At 56.0% G+C, this 20,214-nt stretch carries 15 protein-coding genes and 3 pseudogenes; 14 read left to right on the top strand and 4 right to left on the bottom strand.

The genetic code is table 11. The annotated features are described in order from the left end of the window. Positions 1–325 precede the first annotated feature (325 nt). The 11 genes from dsrO to ACWGXF_RS18290 all read left to right on the top strand — a co-directional run bounded on the left by dsrO (position 326) and on the right by ACWGXF_RS18290 (position 15,701). Positions 326–1,174 (top strand): sulfate reduction electron transfer complex DsrMKJOP subunit DsrO, encoded by an 849-nt coding sequence (gene dsrO / locus ACWGXF_RS18340; protein ID WP_034355836.1) that lies wholly within the window; start codon positions 326–328, stop codon positions 1,172–1,174. A 13-nt stretch (positions 1,175–1,187) separates the two neighbouring features. Continuing rightward, on the top strand, positions 1,188–2,228 hold the full coding sequence (nrfD, locus tag ACWGXF_RS18335; RefSeq protein WP_256630435.1) for an NrfD/PsrC family molybdoenzyme membrane anchor subunit: 1,041 nt from the start codon (positions 1,188–1,190) through the stop codon (positions 2,226–2,228). Positions 2,229–2,336: 108 nt separating this feature from the next. Continuing rightward, a complete protein-coding gene (locus ACWGXF_RS18330) occupies positions 2,337–5,516 on the top strand; it encodes a molybdopterin dinucleotide binding domain-containing protein (protein WP_452102243.1) in 3,180 nt (1,059 codons plus the stop codon). A 726-nt stretch (positions 5,517–6,242) separates the two neighbouring features. Next, the gene (locus tag ACWGXF_RS18325; RefSeq protein WP_004340813.1) at positions 6,243–6,917 is read left to right on the top strand and encodes a hypothetical protein; all 675 of its coding nucleotides are present in this window, start codon (positions 6,243–6,245) and stop codon (positions 6,915–6,917) included. A gap of 79 nt (positions 6,918–6,996) precedes the next feature. Next, complete coding sequence (locus ACWGXF_RS18320) at positions 6,997–7,704, top strand: hypothetical protein (RefSeq protein WP_452102242.1); 708 nt, start codon at positions 6,997–6,999, stop codon at positions 7,702–7,704. 333 nt (positions 7,705–8,037) lie between these two features. Continuing rightward, complete coding sequence (locus ACWGXF_RS18315) at positions 8,038–8,577, top strand: DUF1697 domain-containing protein (protein ID WP_087863646.1); 540 nt, start codon at positions 8,038–8,040, stop codon at positions 8,575–8,577. A gap of 289 nt (positions 8,578–8,866) precedes the next feature. After that, positions 8,867–10,213: a hypothetical protein gene (locus ACWGXF_RS18310; protein WP_452102241.1), complete on the top strand. Its 1,347-nt coding sequence runs from the start codon at positions 8,867–8,869 to the stop codon at positions 10,211–10,213. Then, complete coding sequence (locus ACWGXF_RS18305) at positions 10,213–12,198, top strand: hypothetical protein (RefSeq protein WP_452102240.1); 1,986 nt, start codon at positions 10,213–10,215, stop codon at positions 12,196–12,198. The genes ACWGXF_RS18310 and ACWGXF_RS18305 overlap by 1 nt, the downstream gene beginning before the upstream one ends. Next, a complete protein-coding gene (locus tag ACWGXF_RS18300; protein WP_452102239.1) occupies positions 12,191–14,236 on the top strand; it encodes a tyrosine-type recombinase/integrase in 2,046 nt (681 codons plus the stop codon). Before ACWGXF_RS18305 ends, ACWGXF_RS18300 begins: the two co-directional genes overlap by 8 nt. An 86-nt stretch (positions 14,237–14,322) precedes the next feature. Next, a complete protein-coding gene (locus ACWGXF_RS18295; RefSeq protein ID WP_452102238.1) occupies positions 14,323–14,715 on the top strand; it encodes a hypothetical protein in 393 nt (130 codons plus the stop codon). Positions 14,716–14,936: 221 nt separating this feature from the next. After that, positions 14,937–15,701 carry an SDR family oxidoreductase gene (locus ACWGXF_RS18290; protein ID WP_452102237.1) on the top strand — a complete coding sequence of 255 codons (765 nt, stop codon included), beginning with the start codon at positions 14,937–14,939 and terminating at the stop codon, positions 15,699–15,701. Between the two features lie 165 nt (positions 15,702–15,866). Here the strand turns inward: ACWGXF_RS18290 and ACWGXF_RS18285 are convergent. The 4 genes and pseudogenes from ACWGXF_RS18285 to ACWGXF_RS18270 all read right to left on the bottom strand — a co-directional run. Next, a pseudogene (locus ACWGXF_RS18285) lies at positions 15,867–16,315 on the bottom strand (transposase); the annotation flags it as partial. A 39-nt stretch (positions 16,316–16,354) separates the two neighbouring features. Beyond that, positions 16,355–16,509 (bottom strand): annotated as a pseudogene (locus ACWGXF_RS18280) (IS21 family transposase); the annotation flags it as partial. A gap of 13 nt (positions 16,510–16,522) precedes the next feature. Further along, on the bottom strand, positions 16,523–17,572 hold the full coding sequence (locus tag ACWGXF_RS18275; protein ID WP_452102236.1) for a Bug family tripartite tricarboxylate transporter substrate binding protein: 1,050 nt from the start codon (positions 17,570–17,572) through the stop codon (positions 16,523–16,525). 32 nt (positions 17,573–17,604) lie between these two features. Beyond that, entirely contained in the window at positions 17,605–18,129 is a 525-nt protein-coding gene (locus ACWGXF_RS18270) for a carboxymuconolactone decarboxylase family protein (protein ID WP_452102235.1), read from the bottom strand. Between the two features lie 142 nt (positions 18,130–18,271). Between ACWGXF_RS18270 and ACWGXF_RS18265 the strand changes: the two genes are divergently transcribed. From ACWGXF_RS18265 to ACWGXF_RS18255, 3 genes and pseudogenes are all read left to right on the top strand, one after another. After that, entirely contained in the window at positions 18,272–19,222 is a 951-nt protein-coding gene (locus ACWGXF_RS18265) for a LysR family transcriptional regulator (RefSeq protein WP_452102234.1), read from the top strand. A 195-nt stretch (positions 19,223–19,417) separates the two neighbouring features. Further along, positions 19,418–19,959: pseudogene (locus tag ACWGXF_RS18260) on the top strand (transposase); the annotation flags it as partial. Between the two features lie 88 nt (positions 19,960–20,047). Continuing rightward, a partial coding sequence (locus tag ACWGXF_RS18255; protein ID WP_452102251.1) for a winged helix-turn-helix transcriptional regulator occupies positions 20,048–20,214 on the top strand: 167 nt, incomplete at its 3' end.

The following is a 20,214-nucleotide window of genomic DNA, read 5'->3' as shown; positions in this document are numbered from 1 at the left end:
GCGACCTCAGCCCGAGCTCAGGCATGCCGTGCATGCATAGCTTGACCTCCAGCATCTGCCGCCAAGCAAAGCGGATTACATACGGCAACACACTGATTGCTTAACAGTTCATTAATAAAGTGGCTGCATGCTCGGCAACAAGTCATCTGCTTGCGGGAGTTCCATTCAAAAAACGCTTAAGCAAGCGAAGACTTGACTCAAATCAAGTGGCGCAAACGGCAACTTTCATATAGTCAATTAGACATAAAAGATATTAATTTAATACTCTTTTATGTTTAAAGCATCAGGGTTTTCTGGTGCCAGTGCGACGATGAAAGGAAGGGCCATGCCACTTCAGAAACGAGAACTCTCCGACTGCGCAACCAGCAGTTCGGCCTGCACCTGCAGCACTCCATCCATTACCCAGGCACCTCAGCAGGCAGTGACTGCGCCCACCAAGCGCGGTTTTTTGCAGGATTTGATTGCCATGGCCGCCAGCCTCGGTGTTGCGGGCAGCGCCCGCGCAGCGCTGCCCGGCGACCCCAGCTTCCAGCCCCTGCGCCGACCCGGCATGCAAGGCAAGCGCTTCGGCATGCTGGTCGATATGCGCAAATGCATTGGCTGCCAGGCCTGCACAGTGAGCTGCTCGGTCGAAAACCAGCCCCCCATCGGCCAGTTCCGCACCACGGTGCTGCAATACGAAATCGACCAGGCCGGCGACACGGCTGCCGCCATGGTCAGTCTGCCGCGGCTATGCAACCACTGCGACGAACCGCCTTGCGTGCCCGTCTGCCCGGTGCAAGCCACATTTCAGCGCACCGACGGGATCGTTCTTGTCGATAACGAGCGCTGCGTGGGCTGCGGCTATTGCGTGCAGGCCTGCCCCTACGACGCGCGCTTCATCAATCACGAAACGCAGACTGCCGACAAATGCACCTTCTGCGAACACCGCCTGGAAGCCGGTCTGCTGCCCGCCTGCGTGGAAAGCTGCGTGGGTGGCGCGCGCGTGATTGGCGATCTGAACGACGCACACAGCGAAATCAACCAGCGCATCAATGCTCACAAGGACGATATCAAGGTCCTCAAGCCCGGCATGAAGACCAAGCCGCACGTCTTCTACATCGGTCTGCCCGATGAGTTTGTGAACGGTGTCGATGGTCAGGCCACGGTTCGCCTTGTTGCCGAACATCTGTGAAAGGAGTGCCCTCATGCAAATCATTGAACTCCTGACCCCGGCCTACGAAGCGGCATGGCTGCCATGGGCCGTGCAGTATTTCTTTCTGGTCGGCATGGCCACGGGGGCCGCACTGCTGACTTCGGCCTGTGCGTTCGGCCCGGCCCAAGGCTTGCTCCAGCGTCTACTGCCCACAGCGGTGCTGGTGCTGGCCATGAGTGCGATTGCCGCACCTGTGGCCCTGCTGGCCGACCTGCACCAGCCTGCGCGCTTCTGGCATTTCTATGCCCACCTCACGCCCTGGTCGTGGATGAGCCTGGGTGCCGTGCTCATGCCCACGTTTGTCGGGCTGTGCGTGTTGATGTGCGTGCTGTGGTGGCTTGGCAAGCAGCGTTTGATGCGCCTGCTGGTGCCTGTACTGGTGCTGTCCACGCTCAGCATCTTGGTCTATACGGGAGCCGAAATCATGGTCATCCGCTCGCGCCCACTGTGGAACACACTGTGGGTACCGATCAATCTGGCACTCAGCGGCTGGCTGGCCACTGTGGGCATGGGCTTTGTGCTCTACCGCTTCCTGCCCCGAGCCTTGCAGCCCGATGCTGCAGCCCTGCAAGGGCTGCGCAATCTGGGCCTGTGGCTGGCCACCGGCCTGATTGCCAGTGCCCTGACCTGGGGAATTGCCGGCATCGCGGGCCAGAGCCCTTCATTTGACATGGCTGTGCGCCTGTTCAATGAGTTCCCTGTCTGGCGCATCTCCATGCTGGGCTCGGCCGTGTTTGGCGCAGTCGTGGTGATGGCCCTGCTGCGCGGCGAGCATCGTCTGGCAGCCAAGGGCTACACCCTGGTGCTGGGCACCGGCCTGGCGGCATCGGCCTGGGCCTTCCGCTGGGCACTGTTCATGGGCGTGCAGGGCGTGCCCAAGTTTGGAGCAGGCCTGTATCTGTACAGCATGCCTCTGGGCGGTGAGGGCCTGATGGGCATGCTGGGCATGGCAGGCCTATGCGTGGCACTGGTTGCGCTGGCCACCTGGGCGCTGGAGCTGTTCCCCGCTCGCAAGCCCCTCGCCACAGCCTAACACTTCAAGCTAAATAGGCCTCTACCGCAATTCCCGCAGGCGCCAGCAGCTATCAAAACCATAGAAACGCTGCAGCGCTTGCCCTTCCCTAGCACAAAGGGCAAGACCATGACAGACAAGAAACTCTCCCCTGAACAATCTCAAGATGACGCCAATGTCGCCCGTCGCCGCCTGCTGCTGCGCGGCGGCGCCGTGGCTGGCGGCCTGGCGGCTTTTGCCGCAGGCTATGGCGAAACCGTGGCCAAGGGAGCCAAAGGGCTGATCTCCGGCAGCTCGGGTAAAACCACCCAGAGCGCCACGCGCGGCAACTCGCTGACGCCCGAATTCCGTATCGACCCCGCCAGCGGCAAGCTGACGACCCAGCCCGGACAGGTGGTCAGCCCCTCCTCATGTCTGGGCTGCTGGACACAGTGCGGCGTGCGTGTGCGCGTCGACACCGCCGACAACCGTATCATCCGTATCGCCGGCAACCCCTATCACCCGCTGGCCACAACCCACCCCGCGCCCATGGAAACGCCGGTGCGCGAGGTCTATGCCATGCTGGGCGGTGACAACGGCCTGGAAGGCCGTGCCACCAGTTGCGCCCGCGGCTCGGCCATGCTCGAGCACCAAAAAGCTCCCCACCGCGTGCTCAAGCCGCTCAAGCGCGTGGGCCCACGTGGCTCCGGCCAGTGGAAAAGCATCACGCTCGAAGAGCTGGTTCAGGAAATCTGCGAAGGCGGCGATCTCTTCGGCGAAGGCCATGTGGACGGTCTGCGCGCCATCCGCGACGTCAACACGCTGATCGATGAAGCCAATCCCGAATACGGCCCCAAGTCCAACCAGCTGCTGGTGACGGAGGCCGCCAACGAAGGTCGCACCCCGCTGGTCAACCGCTTTGCCAAACAATCGTTCGGCACCATCAATGTGTCCAACCACGGCTCCTACTGCGGCCAGACCTACCGTGTGGGCACGGGCGCGGCGCTGGGCGATATGGCCGGCATGCCCCACGGCAAGCCTGACTGGAAGAATTCGCGATTTGGCCTGTTCATTGGCACCTCGCCGGCCCAGTCCGGCAACCCGTTCCAGCGCGTGGGCCGCGAGCTGGCAGAAGCCCGTTCGCGTAGCGAGAACACCTATAAATATGTAGTGGTTTCACCCATGCTGCCCACTTCGTCCAGCCATGCGGCAGGTGACAACAACCGCTGGCTGCCCGTCAAACCAGGCAGCGACCTGGCGCTGGCCATGGGTCTGATCCGCTGGATCATCGACAACGAGCGCTATGACAAGCAGTTTCTGACCCAGCCCGGCCCCACCGCCATGGCAGCAGTGGGCGAGGCCTCGTGGAGTAACGCCACGCACTTGCTCATCAACGAACCCAAGCACCCCCGCTTTGGCCAGTTCTTGCGCGGCGCGGACATTGGCCTGCCCATGCCGGAGCCAGTGGACGAAAAAACACCCGCCGAAGACGTGTTTGTAGTGCAACTGGCCGATGGATCGCTGGCCGCGCACACCGTGGCCCAGAGCGCCGAGCTGATCGTGGAGCGTGAATTCACTCCCCGCAAGGCTGCGGATGCGACCGAAGAACCCACTCCGATTGCTGTCTGCACCGCCTTCGTCAAACTGCGCACTGAAGCGCACAAAAAGACGCTGGAGGAATACGCTGCTCTTTGCGCCGTGCCCGTAAAGGAGATCGAAGACCTGGCGCGCGAGTTCACCAGTCATGGCAAACAGGCCGTGGCCAACTCCCACGGCGGCACCATGAATGGCTCCGGCTTTTACACCGCCTACGCCATCGCCATGCTCAACAACCTGATCGGCAACTTGAACGTACGCGGCGGCTGGGTGATGGACGCAGGGCCATTTGGCCCCTTCGGCCCCGGCCCACGCTACAACTTTGCGCAGTTTGAAGGTGCCGTCAAACCCAAGGGCGTGAGCCTGTCCCGCACCAAGTTCCCCTACGAGAAGACCAGCGAGTTCCGACGCAAGAAAGAAGCGGGCCAGAATCCCTACCCCGCCAAGGCGCCCTGGTACCCCGCGCCCGGCGGCCTTTCCAGCGAGATGCTGGCCGCCGGAATGCTGGGCTACCCCTACCCGGTCAAGGCCTGGATCAACCACATCAGCAACCCCATCTACTCCATGTGCGGTTTCGAGAATGCGCTGGCCGACTCGGTCAAGGACGTGAAAAAGCTGCCGCTGTTTGTCTCGGTGGATCCTTTCATCAACGAGACCTCGGCGCTGGCTGACTACATCGTGCCAGACACCGTCACCTATGAGAGCTGGGGCATTGGCGCGCCATGGGCCGACGTGGTGGCTAAAAGCAGCACGGTGCGCTGGCCCACCGTCGATGCCGCTACCGCTAAAACGGCCGACGGTCAGCCCATCAGCTTCGAGAGCTTTGTCTTTGCCGTTGCCAAGCAACTGGGTCTGCCTGGTTTTGGCAAGAATGCCATGTCCACCAAAGACGGCGAGCCGCTCGATCTGGAAAACGCCGAAGACTTCTATCTGCGCGGCATCTGCAATATCGCCTACCAGGCGGGCAAGTCCGTGCCCGAAGCCAGCGATGACGACATCGCAATCACCGGCCTCGAGAAGTGGATGCCGTCGCTGCAAAAGCGTGTCGCCCCTGAGGAAGTGCGCCGCGTCGCCATGGTCATGAGCCGTGGCGGTCGCTTCGACAAGGTCGAAGACGCCTGGAAGGGCGACCAGCTCAAGCTGCAGGCCAAGTTCCCGGCCACGTTCTGGCACGATGGTCTGTCCAGAATGCGCCACTCCATGACCGGCGAGCGTTACAGCGGCTGCCCCACCTGGTACCCCACGCGCCTGGCCGATGGCTCGGACATGCGCCAAGTGTTTTCCGAGCAAGACTGGCCGCTGACCATGACCAGCTACAAGTCCAACTTGATGAGCAGCATGTCCATCGCCGCCTCACGCCTGCGCCAGGTGCATCCGCACAATCCTGTGAGCATCAACAAGGCCGATGCGGCAAAGCTGGGCATCGCCAATGGCGACCACATCGAACTCAGCACCCCTGGCGGTAAACTCCAAGGCGTGGCCTTGGTACGCGCTGGTATCGCGCCCGGTGCGATCGCCATTGAGCACGGCTACGGTCACAAGCAACTGGGCACCGTGGCCCACAAGGTTGACGGCCAGCCCACCCATGCCAACCCACAGCACGGCAATGGCGTGAATCTCAATGCTCTGGGCTTTGTCGATCCGACCCGACCTGCCAAGGACAATGTCTGGATCGACTGGGTATCGGGGGCAGTGGTCAGGCAAGGGCTGCCAGTGAGAGTGAGAAAGGCTTGATAAGGGCCTAAAGCTCTGGCGGGCGATCGGGATGGAAAGTCCCGTCGCTCGCGCCTACGAGGGATGGCATTGAAACGACTGCCAACAACTTGCGGCGATATCTTGAACCTAGCAAGGAGCAACCGTATTGCCGGCCATTGGCTTGCAACAAGAATCTGGGCCGGATTAGGCTCGCCCTGACATCGGACATGACAAACCACAAGCACCGCTCCTGAGTGATCGTCTTTCAGCTTCTCCGAAAACTCAAAAAAGGTAATAAATCCACGAAATACTATTCAATCAAATGGGACAGTACATTATTTACAATTAAAAACCACTGGATATTGGTATTAAAAATCGAAAAGAACAAGATTGCTTTCTTCTCGGAAAATATTCGTATACAGCCATCTAAATATAGACAATTATATTGTTTTGAAATTTACACTTAAAAACAATAATGGAATCATCTGATTTCGCTTCATTGTTGATAGCAATGCAGTTCTATATTTCAATAAATTGCACAAATAACGATAGCAGATCAACAGAATCCTAGTTCGTGCCCAAACAAGGTATTTCTGTTTTCATCCGGCTTATTGAAACTGCCATTAACCGAAAGAACGTTTTGGAACAGGCATCTGCGAAGCCAAAACGCAACTCCGGTTGGCATTGATCATTGTGCACTGGCAAATGGTCTTTCGCCTGAATTCATCCCCGTGGTTTGAGAACTCGCTATTCAAAGGAATGATCATGAAAAAGTCTTTGATTGTCATGGCGGTTGCTGCCTTGGCTGGTGTGGCATCTGCTGCGACCAATACGGGGACCAATGCGTCCTCAGGAACTTATTCCTCGGTTGCCAGCTCCGGCACAGGCAGCGCTGTGAGCTTCAATAGTGCGACGGCCAGCGCTCAAGCAAGCGGCTTTGGAACCAGCACCGGCACCACCGGCTCTTGGGGGCCTGTGGCCTCGGGGCAATCGAGTGTCGGCGGAAGCGCCTCCACCACAGGAACCGTCAGCAGTCTTGCTGCGACCAGCGGAGGCGGCGTTGCCGGCGGCTACGGAACCACCAACGCCAACGCACATTCGGACGTAGGTAGCAATTACCTCGGCCACGCTCCCGGCAAGTTGGTCAGCGGTGGCGCCGGAGGCTACGCCAACTCGAGCACCAACAATGTGGCTGGAACTGCATCCATCGGCAACGGCATTGCGGTGGTGAACAGCACTGCCCATACCAACTCCAACTTTGGCGGGAACTCGCAGGCGATCTCGGGCCCGGGAGGAACCTCGACCAGCAATAACTCCGGCGCCTCCTCTGTCGGCAACGCGACAACTACCGGCTTCAGCCTGGGCACAGCCTTCGGAGGCTCCAATGGTGGTGGAACTTCGGGCAATGCTTATGGATGGGCGAACTCGGCCGCCAACTAGATAAAGTCCGTGAACTCAGTTGTATTGCCCCCGAGTTGAGGCGTCCCAAGTCAAGACTCGGGGACAAAGGAGAAACAGCATGAAAGCCTCAATAGCCTTGCTAAGCCTTTGTGTCCCTTTGTGCAGCTTTGCGCAGAATGCCGATAGCAGTGCACAAAGCCTCTCCAGCTCCTCGTCAGTGGGAGCACAACAGAATCAATCCATCACCATCGTGAATCCGGTTGCCGCGGCGGACAGCCGATCAGTATCCAGCATCGAAAGCAGGTCGACCTCAAGCTCGGATCAAAACATCACGACCAGCGGAACCACCACCCAGAATCTGAACAACACGGTATCCGGGACATCCAGGAACATCGTCGAGTACAGCGGTACTTACACCGTGAAGAACGTTCCCAGCGTGAACGGCCCCAATCTCACGACCAGCAATGACACCTGCATGGGCAGCAGCAGCGGCAGTGCCAATGGCCCTGGCTTTGGCGTGAGCTTCGGCACAACCTGGACGGACGAGCATTGCAAACGCCTGAAAATGAGCCGTGAGCTCTGGAACAAGGGCATGAAGGCAGCTTCTCTGGCAATGGACTGCATGGATCCCGCCGCTCGCGTGGCACTGGAGATCACGGGTTCTAAATGCCCGCAATCCATGACCGCAGACGAGCGCCGCAACAACTACGGGCCGGATGCTTCGGCACAAGGCAGTCCTGCACCGTCTACCATGCAGGCCGTTTCTGGCACCAGTCTCGAGCAGGCAATCGAGTCCAGGCAAACGGCAAGCCTCTATCCGAACTGACGAGCGCTCAGGCCAATCCTGGCGGGCGGCACAAGGGCAGCCTGAGCCTGGGCGAATTCTGTGAAATGCAGCAGCAATCCGTGCAATGACCAGGGCTCTGGTCCAAGCCAAACACGGTTGGTGCTGCTGTGGAATCTCTGTCTCGTGGAAGGGAAAATCCATCTCAGCCTGATCCATTGTGGACTGCAAGTCCTCCTGAACCCTCTCCATCCAGGCAAACCTAATCTCGCGGGCTGTTGCGATACGCTAGCATCCTCTTTGCGCCTTGGTGCTCCGTCACATCGTGTGGGATTTCTCCGCCTGCCCCTTCGAGATCCGCTCCATTTATCAGTCATGCCCATCTATGTCGCTCTGCTACGGGCCGTCAATGTCGGCGGAACCGGCAAACTCCCCATGGCGGAGTTGAAGTCCATGTGCGAGGCCGAAGGGTTTGCGCAGGTACAGACCTATATTGCCAGCGGCAATGTGGTGCTGGATGCAGATTGCACCGAGCAGCAACTCAAGTCGGCATTGGAGCGACGCCTGGCCAGTTATGCGGGTAAGCCCGTGGATGTCATCGTGCGCACGGCCCGGGAGATGACGGAGGTGCTGGCCAACAACCCCTTTCCCGAATCCCCGGGCAACCGCACTGTTGCCATCTTTCTCGATGAAGCACCACCAACAGACGCGCTGACCCAGATCAAAGGCCGCAACGACGAACAACTGCAGTTGGGACGGCGCGAGATCTATGTGGCTTATGGTGCTGGAATGGGCAGTTCCAAGCTCAGGATTGCAGCAGCTGCTCAAGGTACGGCCAGAAATATCAACACGATTGCCCAATTGGTTGAAATGGCGGCAGCACGCCATGAAGTTGCGACACGGAAAAAGCGCTGATACCCGCTTGAGCCTGTCGCACGCAGGCGGTGAAAGCGGCACAGCCACCTGACATCTCATCCTTTGTCTTGGCTCAGGCAGGCTCCTTCTATCCACTCTTGCTCATGAATGCATAGTGTTCTGCTGTTACAACAACCCATCGCTTTTGTATGGGGACTGAGTCCTGAAGGAGCGTTACTGCACTCGGAGCGCTCAGGGCCAGAGGCTTGCCGCAGCGCCCGCCTTGGCATATAAAAACGTATCAGCACCGCTGTGCGGCGGAGCACAACAGGTGAAGGACTCTTAGCGTATGGCTCACCTTTTTTGGCCCGATAAAGAGCAATTGGTAGCCAAGGGATACGCTTCTGTATCGCACGTTCCAGTCATTTTTGCGTCGAATTGGAGATACCACGCAGAAGCCAGTCGCTACCTTCGTGAACGCGGATTGGCCGAGTGGAGCCCCTCACCGAACTCCAGCTTCCGCGTTGTGCGAAAAAAGTACCTCACCGAAAAGTCCCTGGGCACCATCGCAAATGCGCTGATCAACTTCATTGAATGGTGTGAACATCGAGCCAAAGATTGGCGCAAACTTAAATACACAGAGGACCTGATCCAGGGATATCAGGCCGAGATGCTTAAAGGCGAGTGGGCTATTAAAGGCCATCCGCTCAAAGGATCGACCGTAAATCAGCGAATATCGCAAGCTTGCTACTTCCTTCGCTGGGCAGGAGATAGAGGACTGAGATCTCCGTTTAATGTCATAGCATCGTCTACATTTGTCCGCGCAAATTCGAGCATGGGTGCTAGCGGACATCGGCCCCTCCAGGCTCAAGCCCGAGCTGGTGCAGTTCGGGAGTCTCCTGCCTCGCTTCGCATTCCCACCGACCAAGAAGTAGGTAAATGGCTCACAAGTGTTCGAATCGAACGCGGAGCCACTAAAGCGCTCATGTGCGAGTTGGTGCTATCCACCGCTATCAGACGAGAAGAACTTATCCAGTGGAGGGTAGATACCTTGCCCCTAAGCCGTTCCGACTGGGAGGTCATTGGAGATCAGGTGCAAGTACTTATCAAATACGGCACCAAGGGACCCAAGTACCCAGGTCCCGATGGAGAGGAAGGGCCTCCTCGCAAAATTGCAATGCCTATTTCCGTCGCCGAACGACTTCATGCGTACAGAGAACTACGTCGACCCAAAGCCAGAGCGCAATATGTGCGCAATGCAAAGACTCAGGAGGAACGTCGCAAACGCCAGAGAGAGAAGCTGAAAGAGCTGTTCCTTTCAGATGCTACTGGTCTGCCGTACACCCCACAGGTGATATATGAAGCATGGACCGCAGTCAAAGCACTGCCCTACAAGGGGTGGTCGCCACACGCTGGGCGGCATTATTGGGCATGCAAGACACTTCTCAAAGCCCTAGAGTGCCGTACCAAAACAATGGCACTTGCCCACGACCTATTACCTAGTGGTTGGATTTCCGATTCAGCCACCGACACATTGAACCTTGTGATAACACCTCAGCTAGGGCATCTCAGTCCAGAAACTAGCAGGCTGTATCTCGTTTGGGTTGAGCGTACTTTTATTCTTTGCAGCCTACATTGCGCCTACGAACAAAGTCTAGAAGCGATGTTGCATTCCAGCCAAGAGAGCAATGCCTAATGGTTGATCCCACTCGTAAAAAGCGCCAAGCCACGACGCCCGTGGGACTCGACCTAGTCGACGGCAACCCACCTCCCGCTTCCAATCTGAGAATTGTGACATCGCATTTGACCAGGCCCGGCATATTGGATTTGAACGAGTTTGCCGTGGGCACATTGAACAGGGTGGCCAGTCATCCGCGAAATGGTGTTGGCTTTAAGGGCCGCCCCATACTGGTGGCCGAGCTGGCGCCTTACTACCGAGTCTTACTCGCGACGGCTCCAAAGAAAACGGTCAACGGTACTCTGCATGCACTCAGACAATGGTGGCGGCTTTTCGACCGTCTCCAAGACCTTGCGCCAGTCTCTGAAGCGGCACACATCAACGAGCTCCACGCTGCTCTTGCAGTGCGCGAAGGAATTGACAGGAGATATCTCCAATGTCTACTACGCCCACTAAATCTCGTGCGCAATGACGCTGGACTGCCTGATTTGCATGTTGAGTTTCCCAAGGATCCTCCGGTTCAGAACAGCTTGCCAGACAAGAAGGCAATCGCTGCAATCTACCAAGACCTCAAATTTCGGCTTAGAGCATGCTTTTCCCGTTTTGAAACAGCGGATATTCTTGCCGCCTCCGGTCGAGTATTAGCTCCATTAGAAGCAGCAGAAACAAATATCTCGGAAGGTGACGTACATGCAACTTATCGAGCGTATCTGGAAGCATCCGGAAAGCACTTGTCTATCAACGTTCCGGGGCTACGTCTTTCTCGAAAGCACACATCGCAACTTAATAGCCTAGCACTACCTGTATTTGGTCTTTACCCTCGGAAGGCTGATGTCCAAGCCGCACTATTGCTGTTCCTGATAAAAACTGGCTGGAACGCTCAGACGGCAATTGACTTGGACGTAAAAGGTTCATGGATTCGCCCTCATCCAACCTCTCCACAACACCATCTCGTGGTGAGCATCAAGAGTCGTGGCAACACCGAGCAGATCGCTGTCGGCCTGGAGAAATCTGAGCTGTCTCCTGGCCGTATCGTGCAGAGACTCATTGAAAGAACACGTCCATTAAGAGCATTTATAGAGGCACAGTTGGACACTGAACAGCAAAAACTTCAAAAGATTCAATCTGATGAGCAACATATCGAGGTTGCGAAGTTGCGTCGTTTGGCTCAATCCCCGTGGCTGTTTGTCGATTGCACGCGTGAGAACTCCATACTTGCACTAGATCTCAATACGTATCGTACGATTAGTCACGAGCCCGTTCTTCGACAATGGATTCGTGAGCGAAACGAGCGAGAACAGTCTCTGGCTTCAAAACAGATTGATAAAAAAGTCTATCTTATCCCGGAGTCTATTACTATTTCTGATTTTCGAGAGGCTTTCATTGCGTTCAGCTACGAAGGCTCTGGCTACAACTGGCTGGTAGCGAAGCTAGCTGCCGGTCACACGAGCATCGAGTCATTAAAGACTTATTTACGGAAACGCCAATGGAAAGCCTACGGGGAACGCAAAGTTGCCAGCTTCCAGGAGGCCATGTGGAGTGAAATCCGAAGCAGGAGGATCGTGGACCCAGCCATTCTGCGCGGCCTGGTTGAACGTGGAGTCGTTACTGAAGTTCAACGCCTGCGGTGGTCCGCTCATAAGGACCGCACGCGAGTCGGCACCGGCTGCAAGGATTTTCAAAATCCCCCGGTCCAAATCTCACCCGAGCATGTCAAAGGTTGTGGGTGCCGGGTTCAACGATGCACCCTTTGCCCCCATGCCATCGTCTTTGAAGATAGTTTGGAACACCTCGCTAGGCGCATGGCTGAGCTTGAGTTCCTTCAGGGCCAAGTACCGCTCACAGCTTGGTATCAGTCGACCTTTCCCGAAGAAGTCGAAGCAACCAAGACAACCTTGGAGTTGTTTGAACCTAACAAAGTCGATGCCGTAAAGAAATTCTGGCTCCGTGAAATTCAGGATGGTCGCCACGTTGTTCTGCAATTTGAGGGGATTTATGAATGACACTGCCATAAAAGAGCCCGCTTATCACCGAGCTGTGGTGTTGAATAATTACGCGCCAAAGGACCTAATAACTGCATCCAAAGAGCGCTGCTTGGAAATTCAGCACCTGCTCGGTCTTGGCAACAAATGGGGCAGGATAGAATTACCACACGCATGGATGCCCCCTGGCGTAGCGCAGAACAATCGCTTTCTGAAACTCGCGGATCGGTTCGCATCCACTGGGGCCTCGCCTGAGGCACAAGATCTGGCTGTCCTTCAGGTCACGAGGTTCGGCTTGCTTTACTTCCTTGCCGCTACGCCATCGCAAAAAGGACGTATTCTCGCGGCTCCGGTGACCTGGAAAGACAACTTGCGCATTGTGGCGTTGATGGCACAGGCTGGACTAAACAAGCCCGGTAGCACATCGGGCTGTGTACTTTCACACCTAAGTCCGGAAGACCTTGCCACTATCAATCGTGGAAGAAGAATTAACGGGGTATTGTCGAAGCTGAAGCACTTCAGCCTCCAATATGGTTGGTACGACCTTCCTAACCTGACCACGGCTCAAGATTATTTTGAGGCTGACCGGAAAGGCGAAGAACGCCCACAAAATCATAAATATCAAGGAATCGGCTTTCAGCCTCTGCCCGACGCTTTCGTTGCTCAGGCAGGATGGCGGGTCATCTGGCTGGTTGAGCAGTTGGGCCCCGACTTACTTAAATGCGGCCGCTCAATGCTCGAAGTCATGGATCGCACGCCTCTGACCGCAAACTCCTATGAGATGCAGAGGTTGCGGCGAGACGGCGCGATAAGAGATTTTCTTGCCTCTCGGCAATGGATTGATCCATCGGGAAATCTGCTGACTAAAATTCCGTTTCATATTCAACTAGGTCGGCGATTTAAATCTAATGAATGGCCTCCAAAGCGCCCTAGCGATATCATCGAATTGCTCACGCTATTACAGACGGCGCATCTCTTTGTTTTCCTGCTGAGCACCGGCGGTCGCATTAGCGAGGCATTGAGCCTACGACGTGGGTGTATTGCTGAGGTGAAGGACGAGGTCACAAGAATCCAGGGACGCACGTACAAGCTTGTATTCACTAATAACGGGCAGGAGCGAGACTGGCCAATTCCTTCTATTTGCGGCACAGCACTCCGACAACAAGAGGAATTAGCAGCAGTACTTGACCGGACGGGCCCTCTTTATTCCATTGATGACGAAGATAGCGCGGAGAACAATCTAGCACCTTTAGATGCCCCCCCCCTTTGGATGACGATAAGGTCAAAAGGACATCCAATGACGGCAAGCTACCTAAATCACCTTAGGAGGATGGTTAAATCGCTAGGCCTGACTGAGGCGATGGATGACATGTCCCTTCATCCACATCGCTTCCGGAAGTCGATCGCACGACTTATAGCCTTAGCTATTGTCGCCGGTGCTCCGAAAATTCTTATGGACTTGTTCGGACACGAGAAAATTGAGGCGGCGCTGTACTACATCCTCTCCGACCCAGCCATTCGCTCGGAGATGGAAGAAGTCGCCAAGGCCCAGATCATCATGCTTGCAGAGAACGCGATCGAAAATGCAGACAGCAATGGCGGCCCTGCCGCCACTGGCATCCGTAAGGCGGTTGCAAAAGAGCGAGCCCGTCGAGGAGAGCAATTCGGCGAAAACGACATCCACATGTTAGCTCAGACCTTTACTTTCAGCGGGAAGATATGGAGTCTGGTTCGACCAGGAGTGATTTGCACAAAGGGGCCTCAGCAATCTGGCCCTTGCAACAAGCGAGTTGGACATCCAGAGCCATCACGATGCCGTGGGAACTGTGACCACAGACTGGAAACGGCTGCCATACACGACGATGTGAATCGACTCTTGAATGAATCGGTAGTTCACTTGGAGCGTGCAGAACTCGAAGGCGATGAAATCACTGCCGAGCTTTGGCGGGGCCAAGTTTTAGCAAATCTACGTCGGTTCCCAGATCTCGAAAAACGTTGGAGCGCTCACCCCATAGTTGCAGCGCTGCTCCAACAAGAGCGAACGAGTGACTCGGTATGACGCCCATAGGAAAAGCTCCACCAGTTCAATTGCTGGATACTGCCCGTCAGCGCAGCACAGACGTCGTAATGAAGTTGCGAAAGGCCATGTCCACCATTGAGCAGGAGATCGAAGAACACGAAGGCTTGTACCCCTTCAACAAAGGCCGGCTTACCCAGGCTGAGGTGTGCAGGAGAGCACACGTAAGCAAAGTGACACTACAAGGTGTTCAACACAAGCAGACGACTAAAGTCGAGGTGGACGAGTGGGTTGCACGGCTCACAAAAGGAATCGCTAAAGGTAAGAAAAATGTGCGGAAGGCTGTCACCGATCGCGCAGAGGCATGGAAGTCTGAACTAGAAGCGATTGCGCAGGCCTATCACGAAGACCAACTGGAACTCATTTCTCTAAGGCGGCAGCTGGCTGAAGTAACTATCGAGAGAGACACACTTCGCAAACAATTAGCATCCCGCCTGACCCTTGCGCCAAAACCAAGATGAGAACGTCGATTCGTGCCTAAGTATGCATCAGCCCAGTACTGAACTACGTGGCAATCCGGACAATTGCCTTGCTCAGGCTTCCAGGGCTCCAGGCTTTCTCGGAATGGGCTATTTCCGCAGATCAATCGATAAGCTTCAGTCTCGACAAAGTACATTGTCAAATCGACATTTAGTGGGAGCGGGAAAAGCTCCAAGCAAGTCAGCGAGAAAGGAGTTCCAAAGTGTCTGTAAAGAAGGTAGCGATCATCACCGGAGCGGGATCGGGTATTGGCAAAGCAGTGGCGTTGGCTCTGCTTGCCGACGGGTATAGCGTGGTGCTAGCAGGCAGGCGGGCAGGCTTGCTTGAAGACGTCCAGGCCCTGGCGCAAGAGCGCCACGGTGCCGGCGACCGGGTGCTGTGCGTACCAACCGATGTGAGTGACCCAGTGGCCGTGGAGCAACTGTTTGCCCAAGCGGTGCAGCATTTTGGTCGTGTAGATCTGCTATTCAACAATGCTGGACGTGGCAACCCTCCAGGCAGCTTCCTAGACTGGACCCCCGCCCAATGGCGCGAGGTCGTCGACGTCAATCTCAACGGCATGTTCTATTGTCTACAGCAGGCATTTCGTGTGATGCGCGAGCAGTCACCGCGCGGTGGGCGCATCATCAACAACGGCTCAATCTCAGCACATGCACCGCGACCTAACTCCATTGCCTACACCGCTACCAAACATGCAGTCATGGGCCTCACCAAGACTGCAGCCTTAGACGGCAGAGCCTGGGACATCGCCGTGGGCCAAATCGACATCGGCAATGCCATGACCGACCTAGCATCTCGCATGGCCAATGGTGTGCCTCAGGCTAATGGCGAAATAGCCGTGGAGCCCCTCATCGACGTCGGCATCGTTGGTCAATCCGTGCTCTACATGGCCAATCTACCGCTTGAGGCCAATGTGTTGTTCCACACCATCATGGCCACCAAGATGCCTTTTGTGGGCAGAGGTTAGTAGACCATCCGTGATGGAATCAGGCGAAACTCCATCACGTTCTGGCTGCCACGTATAGAGCTCGCGCCGACGTATCGAACAAGAGATCCGTCGGCATCAAACTGCTCACTCGCCAGCCCAAGATACGCTAGGCAAATACAACAGCGACGAAAGCTACGATTAGCCAAAGCTCCTGACCATCACCTTCTCTCCTCTGGCGTTTAAAGCAATTCATCTTTGTTGCCACCAAGCTTCTGCGGTGGTAGCCACTCCAGAGCTTCCAGGCAGTGCGGCTCAGTCGCTTGCACGCCTTAGCGGCCTCGTTGCGATGCGTAAAGGCCCCTTTACCCCGTCTTGCTCCTTTACATAGCGGGATGATTGGGATTCCGCTACGGTCGTCACATGCTGCATGCATATCTTGTATGTCATCTGCACCGCCGCCCGTGAAGCGGGCTAAGTTTTTTAGGGTTAGGCATTTGGACAAAGCGCTCAGCCGCTACTGACGAATCACACACTTCGATAGTGGTCACAACGATGGCTCATATCTGCAGTGTCTGTACGTCTATACCCAGTTGCACCTTGCGCCAATGGTGCCGACGCTCGGCGCCATGATTCTTGGCTTTCCATTCACCTTCCACCCAAGATACAGGTGCGCCATCCTCCAATGCCAACTAGACAGCGGCCAGGACGGCTTGCTCATCGTGTTGCAACGCCAAGGCAAGAACTTCCACCATCTCGCGATCGGCGCCTGGCAGCTGAGGCGCAAAGCTTGCGGCCGTTTGAGCGCGTCTGACAACTCGGCAAACGGCGCGCCGTTGCGCAATGCGCCAACCGCCTCGAAATTAGTCGAGCTGGATCTTTAGACCTTTGATCAAAGTCTCCATCTTGCGGGCCTCGCTGCGAATGAAGCTGTCGAACTGTTCAGGCGTACCCGATACCACCTCCGAACCCATCTCCTGCCACTTTTCCTTAAAGTCGTGATCGTTGAAGATGCCACGCAACTCAGTATTCAGGCGCATCACAACCGCTTTGGGAGTGCCGGCAGTGGTTGAAACTCCATGCCATGCGTAGTATTCAAAATCCGGGTAACCGAGCTCGCTGATGGCCGGCACATCCGGCAGAAGCGCTGAACGACTTTTCGTAGTCACCGCCAGCGGGCGAAGCTTGCCTGACTTTATATGCTGCATCGAGCTGCCCAGGATATCGAACATGCTCGTAATCTGCCCCCCCATCAAGTCGACGATGGCAGGACCTGCACCCTTGTATGGAATGTGCGAAATCTCTACGTTAGCTCTGGCCTTAAACAGCTCGCCGCCGAGATGCTGAGGGGTGCCGTTGCTGGCAGAACCGAATGTCACGCGACTGTCTGGCTTCTTGGCCTGGCTCAAGTAGTCCTGAAAGTTTTTGATTGGACTCTTGTCAGACACCTCCAGAACCAACGGAAATTTAGATATCTGCATGACAGGGGCTAGATCCTTGATAGGGTCATAGCTGAGCTTGCTGTAGAGATACTGGTTTGCCGACAAATTGCCGCTGGCCGCCAAAAGAATGGTGTAGCCATCGGGCTTAGCCTTGACCACCTGCCCGGTTCCGATGTTTCCGCTTGCGCCTGCACGGTTCTCAACCACCACTGGCACATTCAGCCGCTTCGACAAAGGTTGAGCGATAAGCCGTGCCATCAGGTCAGTTGGCCCACCAGGAGGAAAAGGAACCACGAACGTGATCGGCTTACTTGGCCAGACCTCCTGTGCCGTGGCACCAAACGGCAACAGCAATGCAGCAATCAGAGCCAACTTTGTCGCTACCGGCTTGCTCAAGGGCAAGCGTTGGTGAACCCAGTCTAGACCGTTGCTAAAACGCTTGGAGTGGGTGCGGTCGGAATTATTTGTCATCTGTTTGTCTCCTGGATCTAGTTGTTTGGAAATCAGCGCGCGTCGTGGGAGTGAATCTGCAACGCTTCCAAGAAGCGCGAGACCATGTTGTAGGCTGCAATGGTGGCGGTAATCTCTACGAGTTGTGCCGGCCCAAACAGCGCCGAAACTGAGCCGAACACCTCGTCTGGAACCTGAATCTGGCGGGTCATAGCGTCTGTGTAAGCCAGCACTGCACATTCATGCTCATCGAACAATAGGCAGCTTTTCCAATCAACTAGAGCGTCGAGCTTGTCCTGCGATATGCCCTCTTTCAGCGCGATCGGCGCATGCTGGTCAGCCTCATAGGGAGCGTTGTTCAGGAGAGCCACTCGCATGATGATCAGCTCGCGCATCGCACCGGATATGGATGTTTTTTGTCTGATGGCCGTCAGGTAGTTAAGCCATCCCTCTGCCACAGGAGTGCTGTGCATCAGCATCTGGTAGAGGTGCAAAACACTGCCGCGCTCAGACACGATGCGCTCGGTCAATGCACGAACCTCGTTGCAGTTGGCACCTGCATAGGGAATACGCGCCATACTTTTTTACTCCTGGTTTCTAAGGTGTTCGATCCGAAGCTGCTGCACTTGTGAGCACATCCGCCACTGGACTTCGCAAATCCTAAAGATCTGGTATATATTTTTGAAATTCTTTGTTTCTATGCATTTATGAATTAATAGAATGAATATTCCGCCCAGACACCTACGAATGTTTCTGGCCCTTGCCGAATCTTTGAACTTCAGCAAGACCGCTGAACAACTGTTCATGACGCAGCCGTCGCTGAGCAAGGCCATACAGGACCTAGAGACTTCGCTGGGCCTACCTCTGTTCGAAAGAACCACGCGCAGCGTGCACCTGACACCCGGAGGACAGCGCCTGGTATCCATCGCTCGAACCGTGGTTGGCGAGTACGACGCTGGCCTGATGCGAATGATGTCTACTGCGCAGCGTGAAGCCTTGCAGCTCTCGATAGCTGCTTGGCCTTCGCTAGCGTATGTGGTGTTGCCTCGGCTGTGCACAGAGCTAGAGCAGCGCTTCGAAGGGCCTCAGATCTCAGTGAATGACTGCGCCAACAGCGCCTGTCTGCAGCGCGTGCTGAACTACCAAGCGGACTTTGCGCTCGCCTCGGTCGCTCCGTCACATCCGGAACTGCAGTGCCAAGAGTTGATGCGCGACCGCTTCGTTCTCCTGGCCAGCGGCGCATGGCGCAAGCAACTGCCCGAAAGCCTGCGCCTCAAAGACCTACTGGAGTTGCCTCTGATCACCCTGACAGATGCAAGCACGGCGATGCGTTACATGAGCGCTGCCTACCTGCAGCGCGGCATCGAGTACCGTCCGAAGATGCAAGTCGATCAGGTCGCGACGGTAGCGGGACTTGTAAAAAAAGAAGTAGGTGTGGCGGTTCTGCCGTACCTTGGAGTTTTGCCAATTCTCGAAGCTCGCAGCATGCAAATGTCGGAAATCGTGGACGGTCCGCTACGCTCAGTCGGCATCGTGACCAGGCGCATGGGAAAGCCCACAACCATAGCGACAGCCGCCATGGAAGAAGTTCAATCTATATGCCAGGAGCTTATAGCCAGACACTCGAGCTGGGTTTTGCCTGCTTCGCCCCCTCAGCGCCAAAAGCACTGAACCAATCTCAACAGACGGCTTTTGAGATCTTCAAAAGCGCATTAAAACAATCTACCCCCTCAGCGGCGTACTAGGACCATAAAGCGGCGCTGGCTTAGAGCCGCTAACACTACGCCCCTTTGAGAGCGGCATGAAGCATTTATGCATCATGCCTTCATTGCAAGACAACCCGCTAACAAAGAGCTGTAGCGACAATTGCAGCCCTTGATCCCGCCTTCAAACCCTCCGTCAAAGGTGGCGCACGCCAGCTCACCGTTTGAGATGAGGCAGTTCTCAACGGTATCCTGTTTATGCTGCAAACAGGCAGTCCTTGGGAAGAACTCCCCCAGGCCTTAGGCTACGGCAGCGGCATGACTTGCTGGCAGCGCTTACGTGATTGAAATGTCAACGGCGTCTGGCAGAAATTGCATCTGGCGATGATGGCAACACTGCCCGAAAATAACCAAATTGATTGGAGCCGGGCCAGCATCGATGGCACATCAGCACCAAGCCCCCGGGGGACTAGGAAGCGGGCCCAATCCCATAGACAGAGGCAAGCTCGTCCCAAACGACACCTCGTCGTAGATGCGAGAGGTATCCCGTTTGTGCTCCGCGTAAGCGGTGCCAACAGGCACGACTCCATGATGTTCGAGAAGTGCATTCGAGAGCAGCGAAAGCTGGACAAACATCGCTGGGTCAAGGAGAGAACACACGGATGGTTTGCAGTCTTTGGGCTGCTGTTGATTTCCACCCAGAAGTGACCCACTAGCCCCCGGTTTTTCCATCTCAATCTGACCCACGCATTAAGCCTAGCCTGCTGCTTTCTTGTGCAGCAGGAGACCAGGAGTGATTGACGTGGCCACTTTGAGTGTCATCCGGCGCTGGGCTCTGCGTGAGCACCTGTCCATCCGAGAGATCGCCCGCAGAACTGGGCTCTCTCGCAATACCATCCGCAAGTATTTGCGCTCCGACGTTGTGCAACCTCAACTTGCACAGCGCACCATTGCCACCAA

Source organism: Comamonas sp. HJ-2 (genome assembly GCF_053615495.1).
This window is presented reverse-complemented; position numbering and strand designations above follow the sequence as displayed.